18 protein-coding genes are annotated in these 18,746 nt (G+C 52.8%); 16 read left to right on the top strand and 2 right to left on the bottom strand.

Annotated features, from left to right (window positions below; translation table 11 throughout):
- The first annotated feature begins 1 nt into the window (after position 1).
- Genes hemA through BLU30_RS07260 form a run of 16 tightly spaced genes read left to right on the top strand, consistent with a single transcriptional unit; the run spans position 2 to position 15,307 of the window.
- Positions 2-1,243 carry a glutamyl-tRNA reductase gene (gene hemA / locus BLU30_RS07330; protein WP_090245075.1) on the top strand — a complete coding sequence of 414 codons (1,242 nt, stop codon included), beginning with the start codon at positions 2-4 and terminating at the stop codon, positions 1,241-1,243.
- Entirely contained in the window at positions 1,243-1,827 is a 585-nt protein-coding gene (locus BLU30_RS07325; RefSeq protein ID WP_090245072.1) for a precorrin-2 dehydrogenase/sirohydrochlorin ferrochelatase family protein, read from the top strand. The genes hemA and BLU30_RS07325 overlap by 1 nt, the downstream gene beginning before the upstream one ends.
- Positions 1,824-2,732, top strand: coding sequence for a hydroxymethylbilane synthase (gene hemC / locus BLU30_RS14345; protein ID WP_207647994.1), 909 nt, complete (start codon positions 1,824-1,826; stop codon positions 2,730-2,732). Before BLU30_RS07325 ends, hemC begins: the two co-directional genes overlap by 4 nt.
- Complete coding sequence (gene cobA, locus BLU30_RS14340; RefSeq protein WP_207647993.1) at positions 2,729-4,255, top strand: uroporphyrinogen-III C-methyltransferase; 1,527 nt, start codon at positions 2,729-2,731, stop codon at positions 4,253-4,255. Before hemC ends, cobA begins: the two co-directional genes overlap by 4 nt.
- Positions 4,242-5,207: a porphobilinogen synthase gene (hemB, locus tag BLU30_RS07315; protein WP_090245071.1), complete on the top strand. Its 966-nt coding sequence runs from the start codon at positions 4,242-4,244 to the stop codon at positions 5,205-5,207. Before cobA ends, hemB begins: the two co-directional genes overlap by 14 nt.
- Complete coding sequence (hemL, locus tag BLU30_RS07310; RefSeq protein WP_090245069.1) at positions 5,208-6,503, top strand: glutamate-1-semialdehyde 2,1-aminomutase; 1,296 nt, start codon at positions 5,208-5,210, stop codon at positions 6,501-6,503. It begins immediately after the preceding gene.
- On the top strand, positions 6,496-7,290 hold the full coding sequence (locus tag BLU30_RS07305) for a sirohydrochlorin cobaltochelatase (protein WP_090245066.1): 795 nt from the start codon (positions 6,496-6,498) through the stop codon (positions 7,288-7,290). Before hemL ends, BLU30_RS07305 begins: the two co-directional genes overlap by 8 nt.
- Positions 7,287-8,051: a precorrin-4 C(11)-methyltransferase gene (gene cobM, locus BLU30_RS07300; protein WP_090245063.1), complete on the top strand. Its 765-nt coding sequence runs from the start codon at positions 7,287-7,289 to the stop codon at positions 8,049-8,051. The genes BLU30_RS07305 and cobM overlap by 4 nt, the downstream gene beginning before the upstream one ends.
- Positions 8,052-8,061: 10 nt before the next feature.
- On the top strand, positions 8,062-9,123 hold the full coding sequence (locus BLU30_RS07295) for a cobalt-precorrin 5A hydrolase (RefSeq protein WP_090245060.1): 1,062 nt from the start codon (positions 8,062-8,064) through the stop codon (positions 9,121-9,123).
- 12 nt (positions 9,124-9,135) lie between these two features.
- The gene (gene cobJ, locus BLU30_RS07290) at positions 9,136-9,876 is read left to right on the top strand and encodes a precorrin-3B C(17)-methyltransferase (protein ID WP_090245058.1); all 741 of its coding nucleotides are present in this window, start codon (positions 9,136-9,138) and stop codon (positions 9,874-9,876) included.
- Positions 9,873-10,643 carry a precorrin-6A reductase gene (cobK, locus tag BLU30_RS07285; RefSeq protein ID WP_090245055.1) on the top strand — a complete coding sequence of 257 codons (771 nt, stop codon included), beginning with the start codon at positions 9,873-9,875 and terminating at the stop codon, positions 10,641-10,643. The genes cobJ and cobK overlap by 4 nt, the downstream gene beginning before the upstream one ends.
- Positions 10,643-12,133 (top strand): cobyric acid synthase, encoded by a 1,491-nt coding sequence (locus tag BLU30_RS07280; RefSeq protein WP_090245052.1) that lies wholly within the window; start codon positions 10,643-10,645, stop codon positions 12,131-12,133. Before cobK ends, BLU30_RS07280 begins: the two co-directional genes overlap by 1 nt.
- A gap of 3 nt (positions 12,134-12,136) precedes the next feature.
- Positions 12,137-13,141 carry an adenosylcobinamide-phosphate synthase CbiB gene (cbiB, locus tag BLU30_RS07275; RefSeq protein WP_090245047.1) on the top strand — a complete coding sequence of 335 codons (1,005 nt, stop codon included), beginning with the start codon at positions 12,137-12,139 and terminating at the stop codon, positions 13,139-13,141.
- Between the two features lie 19 nt (positions 13,142-13,160).
- Entirely contained in the window at positions 13,161-14,213 is a 1,053-nt protein-coding gene (locus tag BLU30_RS07270) for a pyridoxal phosphate-dependent aminotransferase (protein ID WP_090245045.1), read from the top strand.
- Between the two features lie 2 nt (positions 14,214-14,215).
- On the top strand, positions 14,216-14,776 hold the full coding sequence (cobU, locus tag BLU30_RS07265) for a bifunctional adenosylcobinamide kinase/adenosylcobinamide-phosphate guanylyltransferase (RefSeq protein ID WP_090245043.1): 561 nt from the start codon (positions 14,216-14,218) through the stop codon (positions 14,774-14,776).
- A gap of 24 nt (positions 14,777-14,800) precedes the next feature.
- On the top strand, positions 14,801-15,307 hold the full coding sequence (locus tag BLU30_RS07260) for an SEC-C metal-binding domain-containing protein (RefSeq protein WP_090245041.1): 507 nt from the start codon (positions 14,801-14,803) through the stop codon (positions 15,305-15,307).
- 69 nt (positions 15,308-15,376) lie between these two features.
- Here BLU30_RS07260 and BLU30_RS07255 read toward each other — a convergent pair whose 3' ends face one another.
- Both BLU30_RS07255 and BLU30_RS07250 read right to left on the bottom strand, forming a co-directional pair.
- The gene (locus BLU30_RS07255) at positions 15,377-16,420 is read right to left on the bottom strand and encodes a uroporphyrinogen decarboxylase family protein (protein ID WP_090245039.1); all 1,044 of its coding nucleotides are present in this window, start codon (positions 16,418-16,420) and stop codon (positions 15,377-15,379) included.
- A gap of 358 nt (positions 16,421-16,778) precedes the next feature.
- Complete coding sequence (locus BLU30_RS07250; RefSeq protein ID WP_090245037.1) at positions 16,779-18,686, bottom strand: DUF2207 domain-containing protein; 1,908 nt, start codon at positions 18,684-18,686, stop codon at positions 16,779-16,781.
- Positions 18,687-18,746 lie beyond the last annotated feature (60 nt).

The following is an 18,746-nucleotide window of genomic DNA, read 5'->3' as shown; positions in this document are numbered from 1 at the left end:
GATGAAGATCGTCGTCGTGGGGATCAACCATAAGAATACGCCCTTAAACATCCGGGAGAAGGGCTCTTTTATGACCAGAACCCTGAAGGAAGGCATTGAGGCCCTGAAACATGAGGCGGCCATTGCCGAGGTTTTGATTCTTTCCACCTGTAACCGCAGTGAAATTTATGCCGCCACCCGGAACCCAGAGGCGGCCCTGGCTGTTCTGAAGGACTACTACCTAAAGGCGAAATCCCCAGAGCTTGAGGATTATCTGTTTAGCTACAGGGAAAGAGAGGCTATGCTCCATCTTTACCGGGTGGTCACAGGGCTGGACTCTATGATTTTAGGAGAGGACCAGATTCTGGGACAGGCTAAAGATGCCCTGGAAAAAGCCCAGTCCGTGGGGGGGGCCGGAAAATATCTCACCAAGATCTTTCGGGAGGCCGTTACCTTTGCCAAAAAAGTTAAAACAGTGTATAAAATTTCTGAAACCCCGGTATCTTTAAGCTCTACGGCGGTGAAGCACATCAAACGAACCTACGCGGATTACGCGGATAAACGGGTCCTTATCATCGGTTCCGGGAAAATGGGGATTTTGGCCCTGCGCTACATGGCGGCCGAGGGATTCCACTCGGTGTATATGACCAACCGGACCTACCACCCCGGGGACGAATACCGGGGGATATACAAAGGAGTGAATGTCCTCCAATACGATGATCGGTACACTGCCATTGAGGAAATGGACGTGGTCATTTCCGCTACGGCCTCCCCCCACGTGGTCCTGAAACAGGAGCTGATGACCAAGCGGAAAAAGCCCCTGATGATCATCGATATGGCCCTTCCCCGGGATGTGGAGCCAGCCATTAGTGAGATGCCCGACGTGGATCTGATTACCGTGGATGATTTTAAGCATATCATCGATGAAAAGATGCACTACCGGGAACAAATCGCTGCAAAGATTGAGGGAGAAATCGACAGCGAAATTGATGGGCTCATGGTGTGGATCACCAAATCCAAGGTGGACAATATGGTGGCCCATTTTAATAGCCATGCCGGAGAGCTGGCGGACGAAACCATCGAGATTTTAAATGGCCGCTTGAAGCTGACGGAGAAGGAGGAAGAATTCCTGTCAAAAATTGTCCGGTCGAAATTCAGAGAAATGGTGATGCCCTCCATTCGCCAGCTGAAAACCCTGGATAATGAGGATGACATCCTGCGTTTTGAAAAAACCATTGCCTTCCTGACCCAGGAGGGGCAGTAATGGCCGGGCGCCTACCCCTGCTTTTCACCACAGAGGGACGAAAGGCTCTGGTGGTTGGCGGTGGGAGCGTAGGATGCCGCCGGGCAAGGACCTTGGCTGAAGCTGGCTGTGCCCTCACCCTGGTTACGGCGGACCTTCCTGTGGAGGCAGTGGCCGGAGCAACCCTATGCCTGTCAAACTATGGCCAGGAGTGCTTAGAGGGAATGGCCCTGGTGGTTGCGGCAACGGACGATGCCGGAGTCAATGCCCAAATTGTGTCGGATTGTAAAGCCCGGGGAATCCTGGTGAATTGCGTGGATAATCCTGGGGCTTCGGATTTTATCTTTCCATCGGTGGTTCGCCGGGGGGACCTGACCTTGTCAGTATGTACCGAGGGGGCCAGCCCGACCTTGACTAAGGCCATTGTGTCTGAGCTTCGGATGCGTTACGATGAAAGCTACGCCCTGCGGCTGACCTATTTGAAAAAGCTGCGGCAAAGAACCCTGGCATCATCCCTGGATAAGGATGAAAAGCAGGCCCGTTTAAGGACCCAGGCAGCAATGAGTGTGGACGAATTACAGAAAGAGTGGGAGAAGGAGCAATGAAAATTATAGTCGGTTCCCGGGGGAGTAAGCTGGCAGTGGTGCAAACCAACTGGCTGCTGGATATCCTCCGAAAAGCTAATCCCCAGGTGGATTTTGAACTTAAAATCATCACCACCAAGGGGGATACCATCCAACATAAGGCATTGGATGCCATTGGGGATAAGGGCCTCTTTACCAAGGAGTTGGAGGATGCCTTGCTATCCGGAGAAATCCAGATGGCGGTCCATAGTATGAAGGATATGCCTTCATCCCTGCCAGAGGGCCTGACCCTGTCAGTACCACCGAAGCGGGAGGACCCTTCGGACGTCCTGGTTACCCCCCATGCCATCACCAGTGTTTTGGACCTGCCCCAAGGGGCGGTGGTGGCCACAGGGAGTAAGCGTCGGATTTATCAGCTTAAGGCCCTGCGTCCGGATTTAGAAATTGTGGGGATTCGGGGGAATATCGATACCCGCATCCGAAAGATGCAGGAGCAGGGATTAGACGGGATCATCCTGGCGACGGCGGGGATGCGCCGCATCGGCGTGTACGATGCGCCAGAGTACCATGTGATCCCCCTGGATCCCAGCACCTTTGTCTGTGCCCCGGCCCAGGGAATCCTGGCGGTGGAAATCCGGGAGGATAACGAGGACGTTAAGGCCCTCATGGCTACGGTTTGTGATGACCGGACCCGGGTCCAGATGGAAGCGGAACGGGGATTCCTGGTGGGACTTAATGGGGATTGCCATATCCCCATCGGAGCCTATTGTGAGCTGACTGAGGACGGCAGCATTTGCCTCCACGGGCTGTACGGCACCGAGGACGGCAGCCGTTTGGTGGCGGATACCCTCAGGGGGGATGCCCGTCAGGCAGCAGAAATCGGAAATCAATTGGCAATTGCCATGAAAGGTCAGGTGGATGGATGAGCGGAATGATATATCTAACCGGGGGCGGCTGTGGGGACCCGGGACTGCTGACGGTCAAGGCCCGGGAAAAGCTGGAAACCTGTGATGCCGTGGTCTACGATGCCCTGGTGAATCCAGAGTTCTTAAACTATGTGGGGCCTGACTGTGAAAAATACTATGTGGGCAAGCGGTCCTCCAACCATTACCGCACCCAGGATGAAACCAATGCCCTTCTGGTGGAGCTGGGACAAGCTGGGAAAACCGTGGTACGCTTAAAAGGGGGAGACCCCTACGTCTTTGGCCGTGGCGGTGAAGAAGGGGAAATCCTCTACGATGCCGGGGTAGCCTTCGAGGTAATCCCAGGGATTACCTCAGCCATTGGGGGACTGGCCTATGCCGGCATTCCCATTACCCATCGGGATTGCACCTCCTCCTTCCAGGTGGTGACCGGACATCTGAAATCAGATAATAACGATTTGGATTGGCCGGTTTTAGGGAAATCAAAGGGGACCATCGTCTTTTTAATGGGCGTGGAGAACCTCCAGAAGATTACCGAAAGGCTCATGGAAAACGGTATGGAGGCCACCCGTCCGGCGGCCCTGGTCCATCGGGCCTCTACCCCTGAACAGCGGGTGGTCACGGGGACCTTAGCCACCATTTCTGAGATTGCCACCGCCGCCCAGATCACCGCCCCCAGCCTTATTGTGGTGGGGGATGTGGTCAGTAAGCGGGAAAAGCTGCGGTTTTTCGACAATCGTCCCCTTTTTGGGAAGACCGTCTTAGTCACCCGTTCCCGGACCCAGGCATCCTCCATGGTGAAAAAGCTCCAGGATTTGGGGGCAGCTACCATCGAATATCCCACGATTAAGATCAGTCCGATACCAGAGGCCATGGCACATCTGGATGCGGTGCTTCCGACTTTATCGGATTACACCCACATCATCTTCACCAGTGTCAATGGGGTGGAGCTGTTCTTCTCGGCCCTGGCCTCCGCAGGGATGGACAGCCGTGCCTTTGGGGGGCTTCATGTCACCGCCATTGGGAAGGCTACGGCAGACCTGTTAAAGGCCCATGGCATCGTGCCGGACTTCGTGCCACAAAAATATGTGGGCGAGGAGCTGGTGGCAGGCTTAGCGCCTCTGCTAAGCGTCCACAGCCGGGTGCTGCTGCCCCGGTCTAAAAATGCCCGGGTCCTGGTGGCCGAAGAGCTGGCTAAAATCTGCCCGGTGGAGGAAATCCCCATTTATGAGACCATCCGGGAAACCCAGGATGATGTGGATGCCCTGGCCCTGCTTAGATCAGGGGCCATTGACTATATCACCTTTACCAGCTCCACCACGGCACAGTTCTTTGTGGAGAAAATCGGTCCTGAAAACATTACCCTGACAAAATCTGCGGTCTGTGTCTCCATCGGGCCGGTGACCTCAGGGCGAATGGTGGATTTGGGACTGTCCGTGGATCTTGAAGCCGCGGAATATACCATTGACGGAATGTTAAAGGCAATGCTTGAAATGAAAAAGGAGAAAGACCATGTTACCCACTAGATTACGTAAGAATGCGGCCGTCCGGAGCCTGATCCGGGAAACTACCCTCTCCATGGAGGATGTGGTTTATCCTCTGTTTGTGGTGGATGGGGAAGGCATTCGCCGGGAGATCCCCTCCATGAAGGGCCAGTACCATCTGTCCCTGGATATGCTGGAAGCTGAGGTGGTACAGCTCAAGGACCTGGGGATCCGCTATGTCATCCTCTTCGGGGTGCCGGATGAGAAGGATGCTGAAGCTACCCCAGCCTTTGTAGAGGATGGCATCGTTCAGAAAGCAGTCCGCACCATTAAGGCCGTGGACCCGGAAATGTACGTCATTTGCGATGTGTGTTTGTGTGAATTCAAAAGTGACGGTCACTGCTGCTTCTTCCATGGTAATGGGGAGATTAAGCGGGATAAATCCCTTAAAACCCTGTGTAAGGTCGCCGTGAGCCAGGCAATGGCCGGGGCGGATATGGTCGCCCCCTCGGATATGATGGACGGCCATATAGAGGCCCTGCGGGATGCCCTGGATGAGGCTGGCTTTGAAAGTATTCCCATTATGGGGTATTCGGCGAAATACGCCTCCACCTTCTACGGCCCCTTCCGGGATGCCGCCAATTCTGCGCCGGCTTTCGGGGATCGGAAGAGCTATCAGATGGACCCTGCCAACGTGGAGGAAGCCATGAAGGAAGTGGCCCTGGATGTGGAGGAAGGGGTGGATATCGTCATGGTGAAGCCTGCCATGCCCTATTTGGATATCATCGCCAAGGCCAAGGAGCTTTCCTTCCTGCCCATGGCCGCCTACCAGGTCAGCGGGGAATATGCCATGATCCGTAATGCAGTGGATGCCGGATTACTGGATGAACGGGCCATTTACGAAAGCCTGTTGTGTATCAAACGTGCTGGTGCCGGCATCATCATCACCTATTTTGCCAAGGAACTCAAGGCTTTGATTGGAGCGTACCAATAAATGGAACACAGTCAGTCTGAACAACTCTTCACCCGGGCCTGTAAAACCATCCCCGGGGGGGTCAACAGCCCGGTCCGGGCCTTTGGCTCCGTGGGAATGCCCCCGGTCTTTGTAGACCACGCCAAGGGGTCCCACATCACCGATGCCGATGGCAACACCTATCGGGATTATATCTGTTCCTGGGGTCCCTTGATTTTAGGCCACAGCTCTCCCATTTACTATCAGGGGATCGAAGAAGCCCTGGCCAAAGGAAACACCTACGGTGCCCCCACGGAAATTGAAGTGGAAATGGCCGAGCTGATCTGTGACGCCTATCCCTCCATGGACATGGTGCGGATGGTCAACTCTGGCACCGAGGCCACCATGTCAGCCCTTCGCCTGGCCCGGGGCTACACCGGCCGGAATAAATTCATTAAATTTGAGGGATGCTACCACGGCCACAGCGATGCTCTCCTGGTTAAATCCGGGTCTGGTACCCTGACCTTTGGGGTTCCCACCAGCGCCGGGGTTACCGAGGGTGCAGCCCAGGATACCCTGGTGGCCACCTATAACGATTTGGATTCTGTTAAAGCCCTCTTTAGCGAAAATGACGGGGAGATTGCCGCCATTATCGTGGAGCCTGTGGCTGGAAATATGGGGGTGGTCCCTCCAACCCAGGCCTTTATGGAAGGCCTTCAGAAAATAACCGAGGACAACGGTGCCCTCCTCATCTTTGATGAGGTCATCACCGGATTTCGGGTGGCCTACGGTGGTGCCCAGGAGGTCATGGGCATTACTCCGGACTTAACGACCCTGGGTAAGATCATCGGAGGCGGAATGCCTGTGGGAGCTTTTGGCGGACGTCGGGATATTATGGAAAAGCTGGCCCCCACCGGGCCGGTGTACCAGGCCGGCACCCTTTCCGGCAACCCCATTGCCATGGCCATGGGGCTCAATACCCTGGGGTATTTAAAGGCTCATCCCGAGGTGTACGATGCCATGGAAGCCCGGGCAATCCAGTTGGAAAAGGGTTTTAAAGCCAATATTGAAGCCACGGGAATCGCTGCACAAATTACTCGTTTTAAGGGGATGATGTGCCAGTTCTTCACGGATACTCCTATTGTGGATTTTTCCTCGGTGATGACCAGCGATACTGAAAAGTACGCCCGGTATTTCCGGGCGATGCTGGAAGCCGGCAATTTACTGGCACCCTCCCAATTTGAAGCCATCTTCCTCTCCGCGGCCCATACCGAAGAGGATGTGGCCCAGACCATTGCCGACCATCGGGCGGCCCTGGAGGAACTGGCCCATGGGTAAGAAAGCACTCCTTGTCATCAGCTTCGGGACCTCCTATCCCGAAACCAGGGCGAAAACCATTGGAGCCATTGAGGATGTCCTAAAGGCAGCTTATCCTGACTATGATTTCTACCGGGCTTTTACTGCCCGGATGATTATTAAAAAGCTTAAAAATCGGGATGGTGAGGCTGTGGATACGCCCTTAGAAGCCATGGAACGCCTAAAGGCCGAAGGCTACGAGGAGGTGGTTTGCCAAACCACCCATGTCATTAACGGTTACGAGTACGATTTGACCCTCTCGGAGCTCAGACAATACGCCCATGATTTTAAAACATTGACCCTGGGGGTTCCGCTGCTAACCACCCAGGAGGATTTTGAGGCAGTGGCCCGAATCCTCGCAGGGGATATCCCGGAGTTGTCGGCGGATGAAGCCTGTGTCTTTATGGGTCATGGGACAGATCACCACGCCAATAGTGCCTACCCCGCCATGGATTATTATTTTAAGCATCACGGTTATCCAGGGGTGTTTATGGGAACCGTTGAGGGCTTTCCAGAGCTTTCGGATATTCTGCCGAAATTAGAAGCCGGCGGCTATAAACGAGTCCATTTAATGCCCTTTATGATTGTCGCCGGGGACCATGCCCAAAATGACATGGCCGGGGAGGATGATGAATCCTGGAAAAGCCAATTAATGGCCCAGGGCTATGAGGTGGTATGCCATCTCAAGGGAATTGGAGAAAATAAAGCGATCCAGGAAATGTTCGTTGAGCATGCCCGGGGTGCCAAAGACGTAAAGGAGATATTATGAGTACAAATACAGTCTATTTAATTGGAGCCGGACCAGGGGATCCGGAGTTGATCACCCTAAAGGGCAAACGCCTGGTGGATGAAGCAGATGTCATTATTTATGCCGGTTCCCTGGTGAACCCAGGGGTGTTAGAAGGCCATAAGGCCGATGCCCAAATCCACAATTCAGCCTCCATGACCCTGGATGAAGTCATTACCGTCATTAAGGATGGCGTGGCCCAGGGTAAACGGGTGGTTCGGGTACACACCGGAGATCCCTCCATCTACGGCGCGATCCGGGAACAGATGGATCGCCTGGAAGGGGAAGGCATCACCTATGAGGTCGTACCCGGGGTGAGCTCCTTTACCGCTTCTGCCTCCGTGCTGAAAAAAGAATTTACCCTGCCGGATGTTTCCCAGACCGTGATTTGTACCCGGTTGGAAGGCCGAACCCCGGTACCGGAAAAGGAACAACTGGAATCCCTGGCGGCCCACCAGGCTTCCATGGCTATTTTTCTTTCCGTCCAGATGATCGATGAGGTGGCGGCTCGTCTCATGAAGCACTATCGTCCGGACACCCCCATTGCTGTGGTCCAGCGGGCGACCTGGCCAGATCAGAAGGTCGTTCTGGGGACCCTTTCCACCATTGCAGATAAGGTATCGGAAGCGGGGATCACCAAAACAGCTCAGATCTTAGTGGGGGATTTTCTGGGGGATCAGTACAGCTTGTCCAAGCTCTACGACCCCAGCTTTTCCCATGAATACCGCACCGCCACGAAATAAGCGCATCGGGATGAAGACGAATTTTGGCCCTTGGGCCATCGTTGCTGTCAGCCGGGATGCCACCGCCCTTGGCCTTCGGGTCAAGGGGGTTCTGGAGGAGTGGCCGGTGACAGTGTACACCCTTCCCAAATACCAGACCCATGAGACCCAGGCCATTGCTGGGCCCATGGCGGATTTTTTGGGTTCCATTATGGCACAGTACGACACCATTTTGTGCATTATGGCCACGGGAATCGTGGTACGCAGTATCGCCCCCCATTTGGGGCATAAATCTACGGATCCGGGAATTCTGGTTATGGACGCAGCGGGAAAATACGTTATAAGCCTGGTATCCGGGCATTTGGGTGGTGCCAATGATGCCGCTGTGATGCTGGCCGGTCGATTGGACGCCGCCCCGGTGATTACCACTGGGACAGATGTCAAGGGGAGCCTGGCGGTGGATGTCCTGGCCGAAAAGCTGGGCTGTACCATTGCAGACTTCGCCGATGCCAAGGACGTCACCGCTGCTATCCTGGATGATGAAAAAGTCGCCATTGAGGATCGGACGGGGGTGGACTTCACCGGAATCGTTCTCCCGGCCAATATCTTTCTCCCTGAAGACGAGGGATACCCTGGGACTCAGTGGCGTATCGTCATCGACGATGCCCAGGATCCGGAAAATATGTTGCCGGGGCACAGCGTCCAGCTGGTGCCAAAGAGCATCACCGTAGGCGTTGGCTGTCGGCGGGATACCCCCGGAGAGCGGATTATGAAGGCACTGACGCAGCTTTTGGATGAGGTGGGCTATCACCCGGGGGCGGTCAAGACCCTGGCGACCATCCCATTAAAGGCCGACGAGCCGGGAATCCGGGAGACATCTGAGCGCTTTGGTGCAGATGTCAAAATCATTTCTGATGACTTTGTCAAGATGGTTCAGAGCCGCTTCGATGGTTCGGATTTCGTGGAAAAAACCACGGGTCTTCGAAGCGTATCTGAGCCCTGCGGCTATGTGGCATCGGGCTTTGGTCACTGTGTGGCACCTGTGGTAAAAGGTGGGGGAATTACCCTCTCCCTTTGGAAAAAGAAAAAGTGAAAGAGAGATAAGATGAGCAAAAAAATCTATGTTACGGGCTTAGGACCGGGACTGTATGAACATATGACCGAGGCGGCTAAGGCCTCTCTGGAAGTGGCAGATATCATCGTCGGGTACAAGACCTACATCGATATTATCGCGGATTTGGTGGCGGGTAAGGATGTCCGCTCCTCGGGGATGCGCAAGGAAGTGGACCGCTGCCAGGAATGTTTGGATCTGGCAGAGGCCGGCAACACCGTCACCCTGGTAAGCTCCGGGGATGCGGGTGTCTACGGCATGGCTGGTATTATGATGGAAATGGTGGAAAAGCAGGGCAGCGATGTGGACGTCATCGTAGTCCCGGGGATTTCAGCTGCCAACGCCGCTGCCTCCACCCTGGGGGCACCACTGATGCACGACTACTGCGTCATCAGCCTGAGTGACTTAATGACGGACTGGGAGGTCATTAAAAAACGGATTCGCTGTGCAGGAGAAGGGGATTTCATTGTCGCCCTGTACAATCCGAAGAGCAAGGGGCGTCCCAACAATATCGTGGAAGCCCAGGAAATCCTTTTGGAGTACAAGGCGGGCAGCACCCCAGTGGGCATCGTCCGCAATGCTAAGCGAGCCGATGAACAGGCCACCATTACCACCCTGGAGGAGATGTGCGATGCAGAAATTGATATGTTCTCCATGGTCATCATCGGGAATTCCAAAACCATGGTGACAAAGGACAACCTTCACATGATTACACCCCGGGGGTATCAGCTTTGAGCAGCCCCATTCTGGTCCTCGGCGGAACATCCGATGGCCGGGCGGTAACGGATGCACTGCTGGCCAGGGGGGAGGCGGTCATTTACTCCTCGGTCAGCGGTATGAATGCACCGGATACCAGGGACTGGCCCCAGCTCACCAACCAGGTGGGGGCCATGGATGGGGAAGAGATGGCCACACTCCTGGCGGGACGTACGGTCAGGCTGTGTGTGGATGCCACCCACCCCTACGCTAAGGCGGTTTCCCAGACGGCCATGGCAGCCTGTGGGGAACAGGGGGTGGCGTACCTTCGCCTGGAGCGCCCGGGACTGTGCAAACGTCGGGAGGATGTTCACTTTTTTAAAGATTACGACGAGATGGTGGCGTATCTAAAGGATCACCCCGGGAATATACTGACCACCACCGGAAGCCGGGAGCTTGGGCATTATGCTCCCCTTCCCAAGGAGCGCCTGCGCCTTCGGGTGCTGCCTACCAGCGGAGTTTTGGCTAAATGTGAGGAATTGGGCTACACCGCATCCCAAATCATCGCCATGCAAGGGCCCTTCACCCTGGAAATGAATGTGGCGATGCTCCGCCAGTTTGACATAAGGTATCTGACCACCAAGGACAGCGGAAGCCTCGGGGGGGTGGCCCAAAAGGTGGATGCGGCCCTGGAGTGTGGGGCAGAGGTCCTCTGTGTGGCCAGGCCCGGGCTTCACTATCCCCGGGTGTGCGAAACCCCAGAGCAGGTGCTGGACTATATTATCAATGGAGAGGAAACAGTCTGATGGCAAAGAATATCATGTTTCAGGGCACGGGCTCATCAGTGGGGAAAAGTCTGCTGACGGCGGCGGTGTGTCGGATTTTAAATAACAAAGGGCTTAAGATTATGCCCTACAAGTCCCAGAATATGGCCCTTAATTCCTATATTACCGCTGACGGTAAGGAAATGGGACGGGCCCAGGTCACCCAGGCCGAATGTGCCCGGGTGGAGCCGGATGTGTCTATGAATCCCATCCTTTTAAAACCCAATTCCGATGTGGGATGCCAGGTTATTTTAAACGGGGTGGCAGAGTTTAATATGGATGCCCGGGAATACCACGCCCATAAGGCCCATTTAGGCCAGGTGGTTATGGATGCTTATAACACGCTGGCAGAGAATGCCGATGTTATCGTCATTGAAGGGGCTGGCAGTCCTGCGGAAATTAACTTACGGGAAAACGACCTGGTTAACATGGGCTTAGCGGAAATGGTGGATGCACCGGTGGTCCTCATTGGGGATATTGACCGGGGGGGCGTCTTTGCCTCCATCTACGGGACCATTAAGCTCCTGGAACCTGAGGAACAGGCCCGGATTAAGGGCTTCATCATCAACAAATTCCGGGGAGATGTCTCGCTGCTAGAGCCAGGGATTAAGACCATTGAAGAAAAGGTGGGGATTCCCTGCCTGGGGGTGGTGCCCTACGCCCGATTGGTTATTGATGACGAAGACAGCGTTACCGAGCGTTGGCAGGAGCAAAAGGATGGGGTAATCACCATTGGGGTGGTGCGCCTGCGACACATTTCCAATTTTACGGATTGTACGGTTTTTGACATGTACCCGGATGTTAGGGTAGAATATTATGAGAACCAGCGTCAGCTCAGCCGGGCCAATCCGGATCTACTCGTCATTCCTGGGAGCAAGAATACCATTGACGATGTGGTGAAACTGAAGGAAAGCCGAATGGCAGAGGAAATCTGCCGCCTGAAAAAGGCCGGGGTGCCGGTTATTGGCATCTGCGGAGGATACCAGATCCTCGGGAAAACCATCTCTGATCCAGGTGGTGTAGAATCCAGCCTCGGTGTGGTAGAGGGCCTGGGCCTACTAAATATCGATACAGTGATCGAGGCGGAAAAAACCACGACCCAGCGGGAAGGCACCATCACCCAGGATTTCCTGGGAATGGGGATAACCGGTCAAGGGGTCCGTGGCTATGAAATCCACATGGGGATCTCTAAGACCTTAGAGGGTACCGAAGCCTTTTGTAAGCTGTCCGACGGACGGCTGGACGGCGCGGTGTCAGAGGATGGTCAGGTCATGGGAACCTACCTCCACGGTATTTTCGATAACGATGTCTTTAGGGAGGGGCTTTTGGCCACCCTTAAGGAGAAAAAGAATCTGGAAGCTGGTGAAGCCCTGGATTTTGCCCGGTTTAAGGAAGAGCAATACGATAAGCTGGCCGCCATCGTGGCAGATAGCCTGGATATGGACTTGCTGGAAAAAATCATTGAAGGATAAATTATGCTATTAGGGATGAGTACAGGAATATGGGTCTGTCTCATGGTGTTGGCGATGGTCATCGACTGGATAATTGGGGATCCCCGGTGGATTCCCCATCCCATCGTCTTCATTGGGAAACTCATCAGTTTTTTTGAAAAGCACCTTAATAAAGGAAGGGCCCGGCGGGCCAAGGGGCTTCTGATGTGGGTGATGGTCATCGTCATCACCGTGGCCTGCGTGCTTCTGGTGCAATGGGCAGCCAGTAAAATCAATATTATCCTCTTCTACCTGGTGAATCTGTGGCTTTTGACCACTACCCTGGCAGAGCGCTGTCTAAAGGATGAGGTACACAAGGTTTACGATGCTTTAAAAAAAGGAGATTTGGAGCAGGCCCGGATACAGACCGGCTACCTGGTGGGGCGGGATACCGCTGGGCTCTCTGAGCATGAAATTATCCGGGCCGTGGTGGAAACCACGGCAGAAAATACTGTGGATGGAATTTTGGCTCCTCTCTTTTATATGACCCTGGGCTGTGTGACTTGGCGTTATATCCCTGAGATGAATCCCTTGGTGTGGGCCATGGTTTACAAGGCGGTCAACACCATGGACTCCATGGTGGGGTATATTCAGGAGCCCTACACCCAGTTTGGATTCTTTCCAGCTAAACTGGATGATGGGTTTAATTTCATTATTGCCCGGGTTGGAAGTATATTTATGCTTTTTGCCGGAGGGTTTTTGGGGTATAATGCCCGAGAGGGGTGGAATGTGTTCTGTGGGGACCGAAAAAACCACAAGAGTCCAAATTCTGCCCATCCGGAATCGGTGATTGCTGGACTATTGGGCATCCAGCTGGGTGGAGACAATGTTTATTTTGGTCAAGTCCTTAAAAAGCCGACCATCGGAAGGGGTAATAACGCCCTGACTGCCGACGATATTATAGAGACAACCGCCATTGCTAAGGGCTCAGAAATCGTCATGATGGTGGTTATTTGCTTGGCGTTCTTGGTAATTTATTCTTTAGGGTGATCGGGATAGGAGATGGAGTATGAATGTTCATGGTGGGTATCACGGCGGTAATGCAAAAATGTTGGATTTCAGCGTTAACATTAATCCCTTGGGGATGCCGCCGCGCTTGAAATACGATTTAATTGCAGCAATGGATGATTTAGGACGATATCCGGAAATCGCCGGTGCCAGTCAGCGGGATCGTTTGGCGGCACATCTGGGGGTTTATCCCGGTCAGGTCATCCTTGGTAATGGTGCCATTGAGCTGATTTACCTTTTTGCCCGCAGCCTGTGCCGTTCAGACAGTAAGGCCCTGATTGTATCCCCCACCTTCAATGAATATCGCCGGGCACTGACCATGAATGGCTGGGAAGGGGTAACGGAATGGGTGGCTGGTGCCGATTTAGATTTTCGCATTGATCCCGGTACTTTGCCCAGAGCTATTGCTGAGGAGCAGCCCAACGCCGTTTTTATCTGCAACCCCAACAATCCAACGGGGATGGCTTACTCCTGTGATTATCTCAGGGATTTGATGGATGAGTGTGACCCTGGGATTTTGTGGTTCATCGATGAATCCTTCATCGATTTTTCCACCAAAGAATCCAGTATGACCTTGGTGGCTGATGAAGGTCGTCCAGTGATTCTCCTTCGATCCATGACCAAATTTTTTGGGATTCCGGGCCTGCGCATCGGTTATGCTGTTGGTCATGAGGCCATTATCCACGCCATGGAACGCTACAAGGAGCCCTGGAGCATCAATTCCCTGGCTTTAGAAGCCGTGGATACCGTATTTCGGGACACACGCTACATGGAAACCACCAAGAACTACATCCGAAAGGAACGCCACCGGATGTACGTGGCCCTTTCCAAGCTGAACAACCTGAAGGTGTATCAAAGTGCGGCGGATTTCCATTTGTGTCGGCTGAAATGTGGGACAGCAGCAGCCCTCAATGAGGGGTTGAACACCCGGAATATTAATATAAGAACCTGTGAAGATTTCACAGGCCTGGGACCGGACTACTTCCGGATTGCAGTAAAAAAAGTAGAGGATAACGATGCGCTCATGGCAGCGCTAACTGAAATTGTGGGGTAAATATGGGAAAATTAACCTTTATCACTGGGGGAGCCCGGAGCGGAAAAAGCACCTTCGGAGAAAAGTTAGCCAAGGAGCACGGTGGAGCAGTGACCTACATTGCCACCGCCGTTCCCTTTGACGATGGAATGAAAGACCGGATCGCCCATCACAGGGAGCAGCGCCCAGCAGAGTGGCCCACCATTGAGCAGTACCGGGATTTTGAAAATCTGGGGGATGTGGAAGCCTTTCAATCGGCAAAGGTCATCCTTTTGGATTGTCTGACGGTGCTCATTACCAATAACATGATGGACTTCAAGGTGGATTATGACACGATTTCCATGGATGAATTTTCTGCCATTGAAAAGGCCATCCAGGATCAGGTCATGACCGTGGTGGATATTTGTGTGGCCAGCGATAAGGAAACCATTATCGTGGCCAATGAGGTGGGCCTTGGCTTGGTGCCAGCCTACCGAATGGGCAATTTTTTTCGGGATATTGCCGGGCGGGTGAACCAAATGGTTGCGGCTAAAGCGGATGCCGTTTATTTTACCGTTTCGGGAATCCCTATGAAAATCAAGTGATTACAAAAGAGATAGGAGAGTGACATGAGTTTATTTGAACAATGGAAACAGGAAATAGAAGCACATTCTGAGGATCAACAGGACCAGGAAGCATTCTGGAAGGCATTTTGCCAGAAGGAACAGGGCATTTATGAGGATCTTTTAGGAAAGAAAGAAGCCGCCATCACCGGAACGGTTGGCGGATTTGCAGAGCAGTACGGCATGACCGAAGCTGAAATCATGGGATTTTTGGACGGGATTAGTACAAGCCTGTCCACTGAAGCCCCGGTACTGGAGGACATGACTTCAGAGTCAGAATTTAGCTTTACCATCGATTTTGAAAAATTATTCTGGAATATGCTGGCTGTTCCGGCAGAATGGCTCTTTACCCTTCCCCAATGGGATGGCATCCTGTCCCAGGAAAAAAGAGACGAGATTTTCAAAGACTTTAGAAAGCGCAACACTGTGGTCAATGATGGCCCCAAGATTGGACGAAATGATCCCTGCCCCTGTGGGAGTGGAAAAAAATATAAAAAATGCTGCGGCCGATAGGGTGTTAAAAACGCCGTTACCCATGGAGTCAATCCGGGGTAACGGCGTTTTTAAGTGGGGGATGGGCCGCTAATTTGAATACTTCCCGTAGGTTTTGGCTTCCTCTACCATAACCTTGGCCATATGGAAATCCAGGGCGGCGGGGTATTCGCACCCCGTGGCCAGCATAAAGCCACCATCTTTCTTATAGGCATCGATCTGCTCCCGGCAAACAGTACGGACCTCTTCCTCGGTAGCCGCATAGATAAATCCGGGCTCCACATGGCCCATGATGGTAATCTCTTTACCGTACTTTTCCTTCAGCTCCGCCATGGATGCACAATCCGGGGGAAGGTGCTGGAGGGAAATAAGGACGGGGTGCATCCGTTCAATTTGCTCCCGAATGTAAATACCGTTGCCACAGTTGTGCAGCATGACCATACCGCCGTGGTCCCGGACGGCGTTACAAATATCCACCATATAAACCCCTTCAAATTCATCCCACATCTCGGGACTCATAATGGATTTCGAGGCAAAGAGCGTGTCAAACATAATGGCGTGGCAGCCCACCTCCAATAGGGCGATGGCTAACTCTGTGATGGTATCGGCAATATTTTTAAGGGCAACCTTTAGTTTATCCGGGCACATCATCAAATCCATATACAGATTGTCCTGCCCCCGCATCATCCCCAGGATCCCCAGGGGTCCAAAGACAAAGCCAACAATGGGCTTCTCGTTTCCCTTTGCTTCATAGAGCAGCCGGGCCAGCTCAATGTGCTCCTTCATCCGTGGGGTTTCCCTGGGATTGAGAACACCGATTTTAGCATAATCCTCCTCAGATTTAATCAGACAATTATCGTAATTGGGGTGGGCGGCAGCATCCTCGCTGTATTCCAGCTCCTGTCCCCAGTCCGCGGCCTCCACCGAGAGATCCACCAGGGTACTAATGCAGTCACAGCCTACCTCATCAGTGGCCTTGAGGATGGCCTCTGCACACTTGGGCACATCCTTGGTCCATTCCTCGTAGGAAATCCCCAGGGCCTTCCGGGAAACACTGTTAATGAGTGGATAAACCGGGATACGGTCAGCCTCTTTATGCTGTAATGTCAAAGTGACACGTTCCATTGAATTCATAATATTCCTCCTTGTTCTGCTTTCTTTTCAAAAAGAAAGTGAAAATCTTCGTTAACCCTAGGATACCGGAAATGATGACAAAGGTCTGGAAAAAAGAAAAATATTTTTGGTAAATTCTGATGGAGTTGACAGGATGATGGGGAAGAGAGGGGTGAATTGGAGGGAAAAGACGAAGAAAGTATAAAAATATGTGATTTTTGTAAAAAATGAAGATTTGGTAGGGGGTAATCTGCTCACGGGTTTATTTTCCAAGTTGTAAGCTTGAGGAATTTTTATCCTTCTCCAATCCATTCAAGAAAGTAACCCCGGTGATTAACCGGGGTTACAACTGTGTGTGTTGTAGATGGAAAAATCAAATTTACCAGCTGCCACCGCCGCCGCCACCGCCGCCGCCGCCGGAGAAACCACCGCCGCCACCGAAGCCGGAGTCGCTAAAGCCGCCGCTTCCGGAATCCGAAGGGACATGGATCATATCGCTGGTCATGCTGCGCATATTGTGGTTCATCATACTGGCAAAGAGCAGGCAGTCAAAGGTGTCGAAGGTACTGTAGCCATAGTACCAATTTGGGGGTTCGATTGCCAGGCCTTCAAAGTTTTTAGCCCATTTGTCCGTGATGCCTAAGACGTAGGCATAGGGCAGAATGTTATAGAAATACTGGGGGTTTTCATCTACCAGCATCTTAATACGGTCGGCCTCGGCACTGACAATGAAGTTTTTAAAACCCAGTGTTTCCCCTAGCCATTGATTACCAATTTCGGTGCGTCGCTTGGGCAAGACCCACAGGAAGCCCAGGAGGAGGATCGTACCATAAACGGTAAGGAGAGCGGTATCTGGCAGTTCATTCAGCGCCAGAGAGAGGCTCAGGGCAATGAAGGTGAAGAAAGCGCCAACTAAGGCTTTAAAACCACGGCGGCCAGGATTTGCCCCTTTTTTATTGACCACGGCTGTTTGGTAGATGTAATAAAAACCGATGATGGGGAGACCGATGCTGAAGACAACATAAAAGAGCGCCTCAAAGATATCAAACTGACCTGTGCTGGCAATGCTCCCGGCATTTCCGAAGGCGATTCCCACAATAGCCATCAAGGCCAGCAGTCCCAAACGGACGAGCTTAGCAGTCTTAGTGAAAAGCTGGTGTTCGGGATCTTCGAAATAGCCTTCCACCATGGCGGTTGCGGCATCAATGGAGGTGTAAAAGACGCCCTTTAAGGAATCCAATGTGACTGATTCGGTCTTGGTACTGGGGAAGATACCGGTGAAGATTTCCCGGATGAAATCCGGCTCATCCTTAAATTTTGGATGCTTGATCTGGTGGAAGGTAAAGTCTTTTTTCCCGGTAGCTTCGATGGTGAGATAGCCCTTATCCGCTAAATACATGATGACGGCGATGAGGTCCTTGCGGTCCGTCTTTCCATCGATGATGGTGCCAATATGGGGCGGGGTAAAATCGTGGGGTGGGTAGAAATTAACGACTTCCACAGGCTTTGGATTCCGTCCGAGAATGAAGAAGAGGAGAATCCCGGCGATGAGGCAGATGGCGCAGGTCCCGTAAAGGAAGGGGAGTCCTTCGGTGCCGGTCCATACCCCGACGAAATAGCCCTCTGGCAGTCTGAGATTGACGGTGATGCCTTCGCCCGTGGCCAGGGCTTTTGTGCTTTGGCCGGTGATGGTATTCCCATTGACGCTGGTGGTCACCTTCCCTGCATCAATGGCACCATATTCACCAGCGTAGACATTGAGCTGGCTGGCATCAAAGGCCTTGGGCATCTGGATGCTGAAGGAGGCCTGGTCGATGGGGGTGGGCCAATTGTGGGGCAGGATGTTGTAATAGACATCGTCAAAGGTGGTGATACCATCGGCCTTAGGCGCCCAGGTATAGTGGATGATGTAGGTCTTCCTGCCATCCACGAACTCATCGGCATTTCCAATCTTGATGACCAGATTGCCATCCTCTGTGCTGGTTTCATAATCATAGCCTTCGACCGAAACCCTGCTGATCGTGGCGGTAAATGGGGTTTGGATGGCTTTGCCATCAATCTCCCGATACAGGCTACCCTGCTTGGGAATATAGCGGTAAATCCCATGGCGGGGCTCAGTGAAGGAAACGGTAATGGTTTCGGTGATGGCATAGCTTTGATCTTCATTGACAATCATCTCCACCTTATAGTCTGGGGTGGTATAATACTCCTCGGCAAAAGCGGCACCGGGTAACACCAGGCATAAGGTAAAGAGGATGCCCATGAGGGTCAGACATTTCTTTTTCACGGGATACTCCTTTTTACATTATATTTTGAAAAAGCCGGCACAGACTGCACCGGCTTGAGT

Source organism: Eubacterium barkeri, assembly GCF_900107125.1.
GTDB lineage: Bacteria > Bacillota > Clostridia > Eubacteriales > Eubacteriaceae > Eubacterium_O > Eubacterium_O barkeri.
Note: the sequence above shows the minus strand (reverse complement) of the source record. Positions and strands in the feature narration are given on the sequence as shown.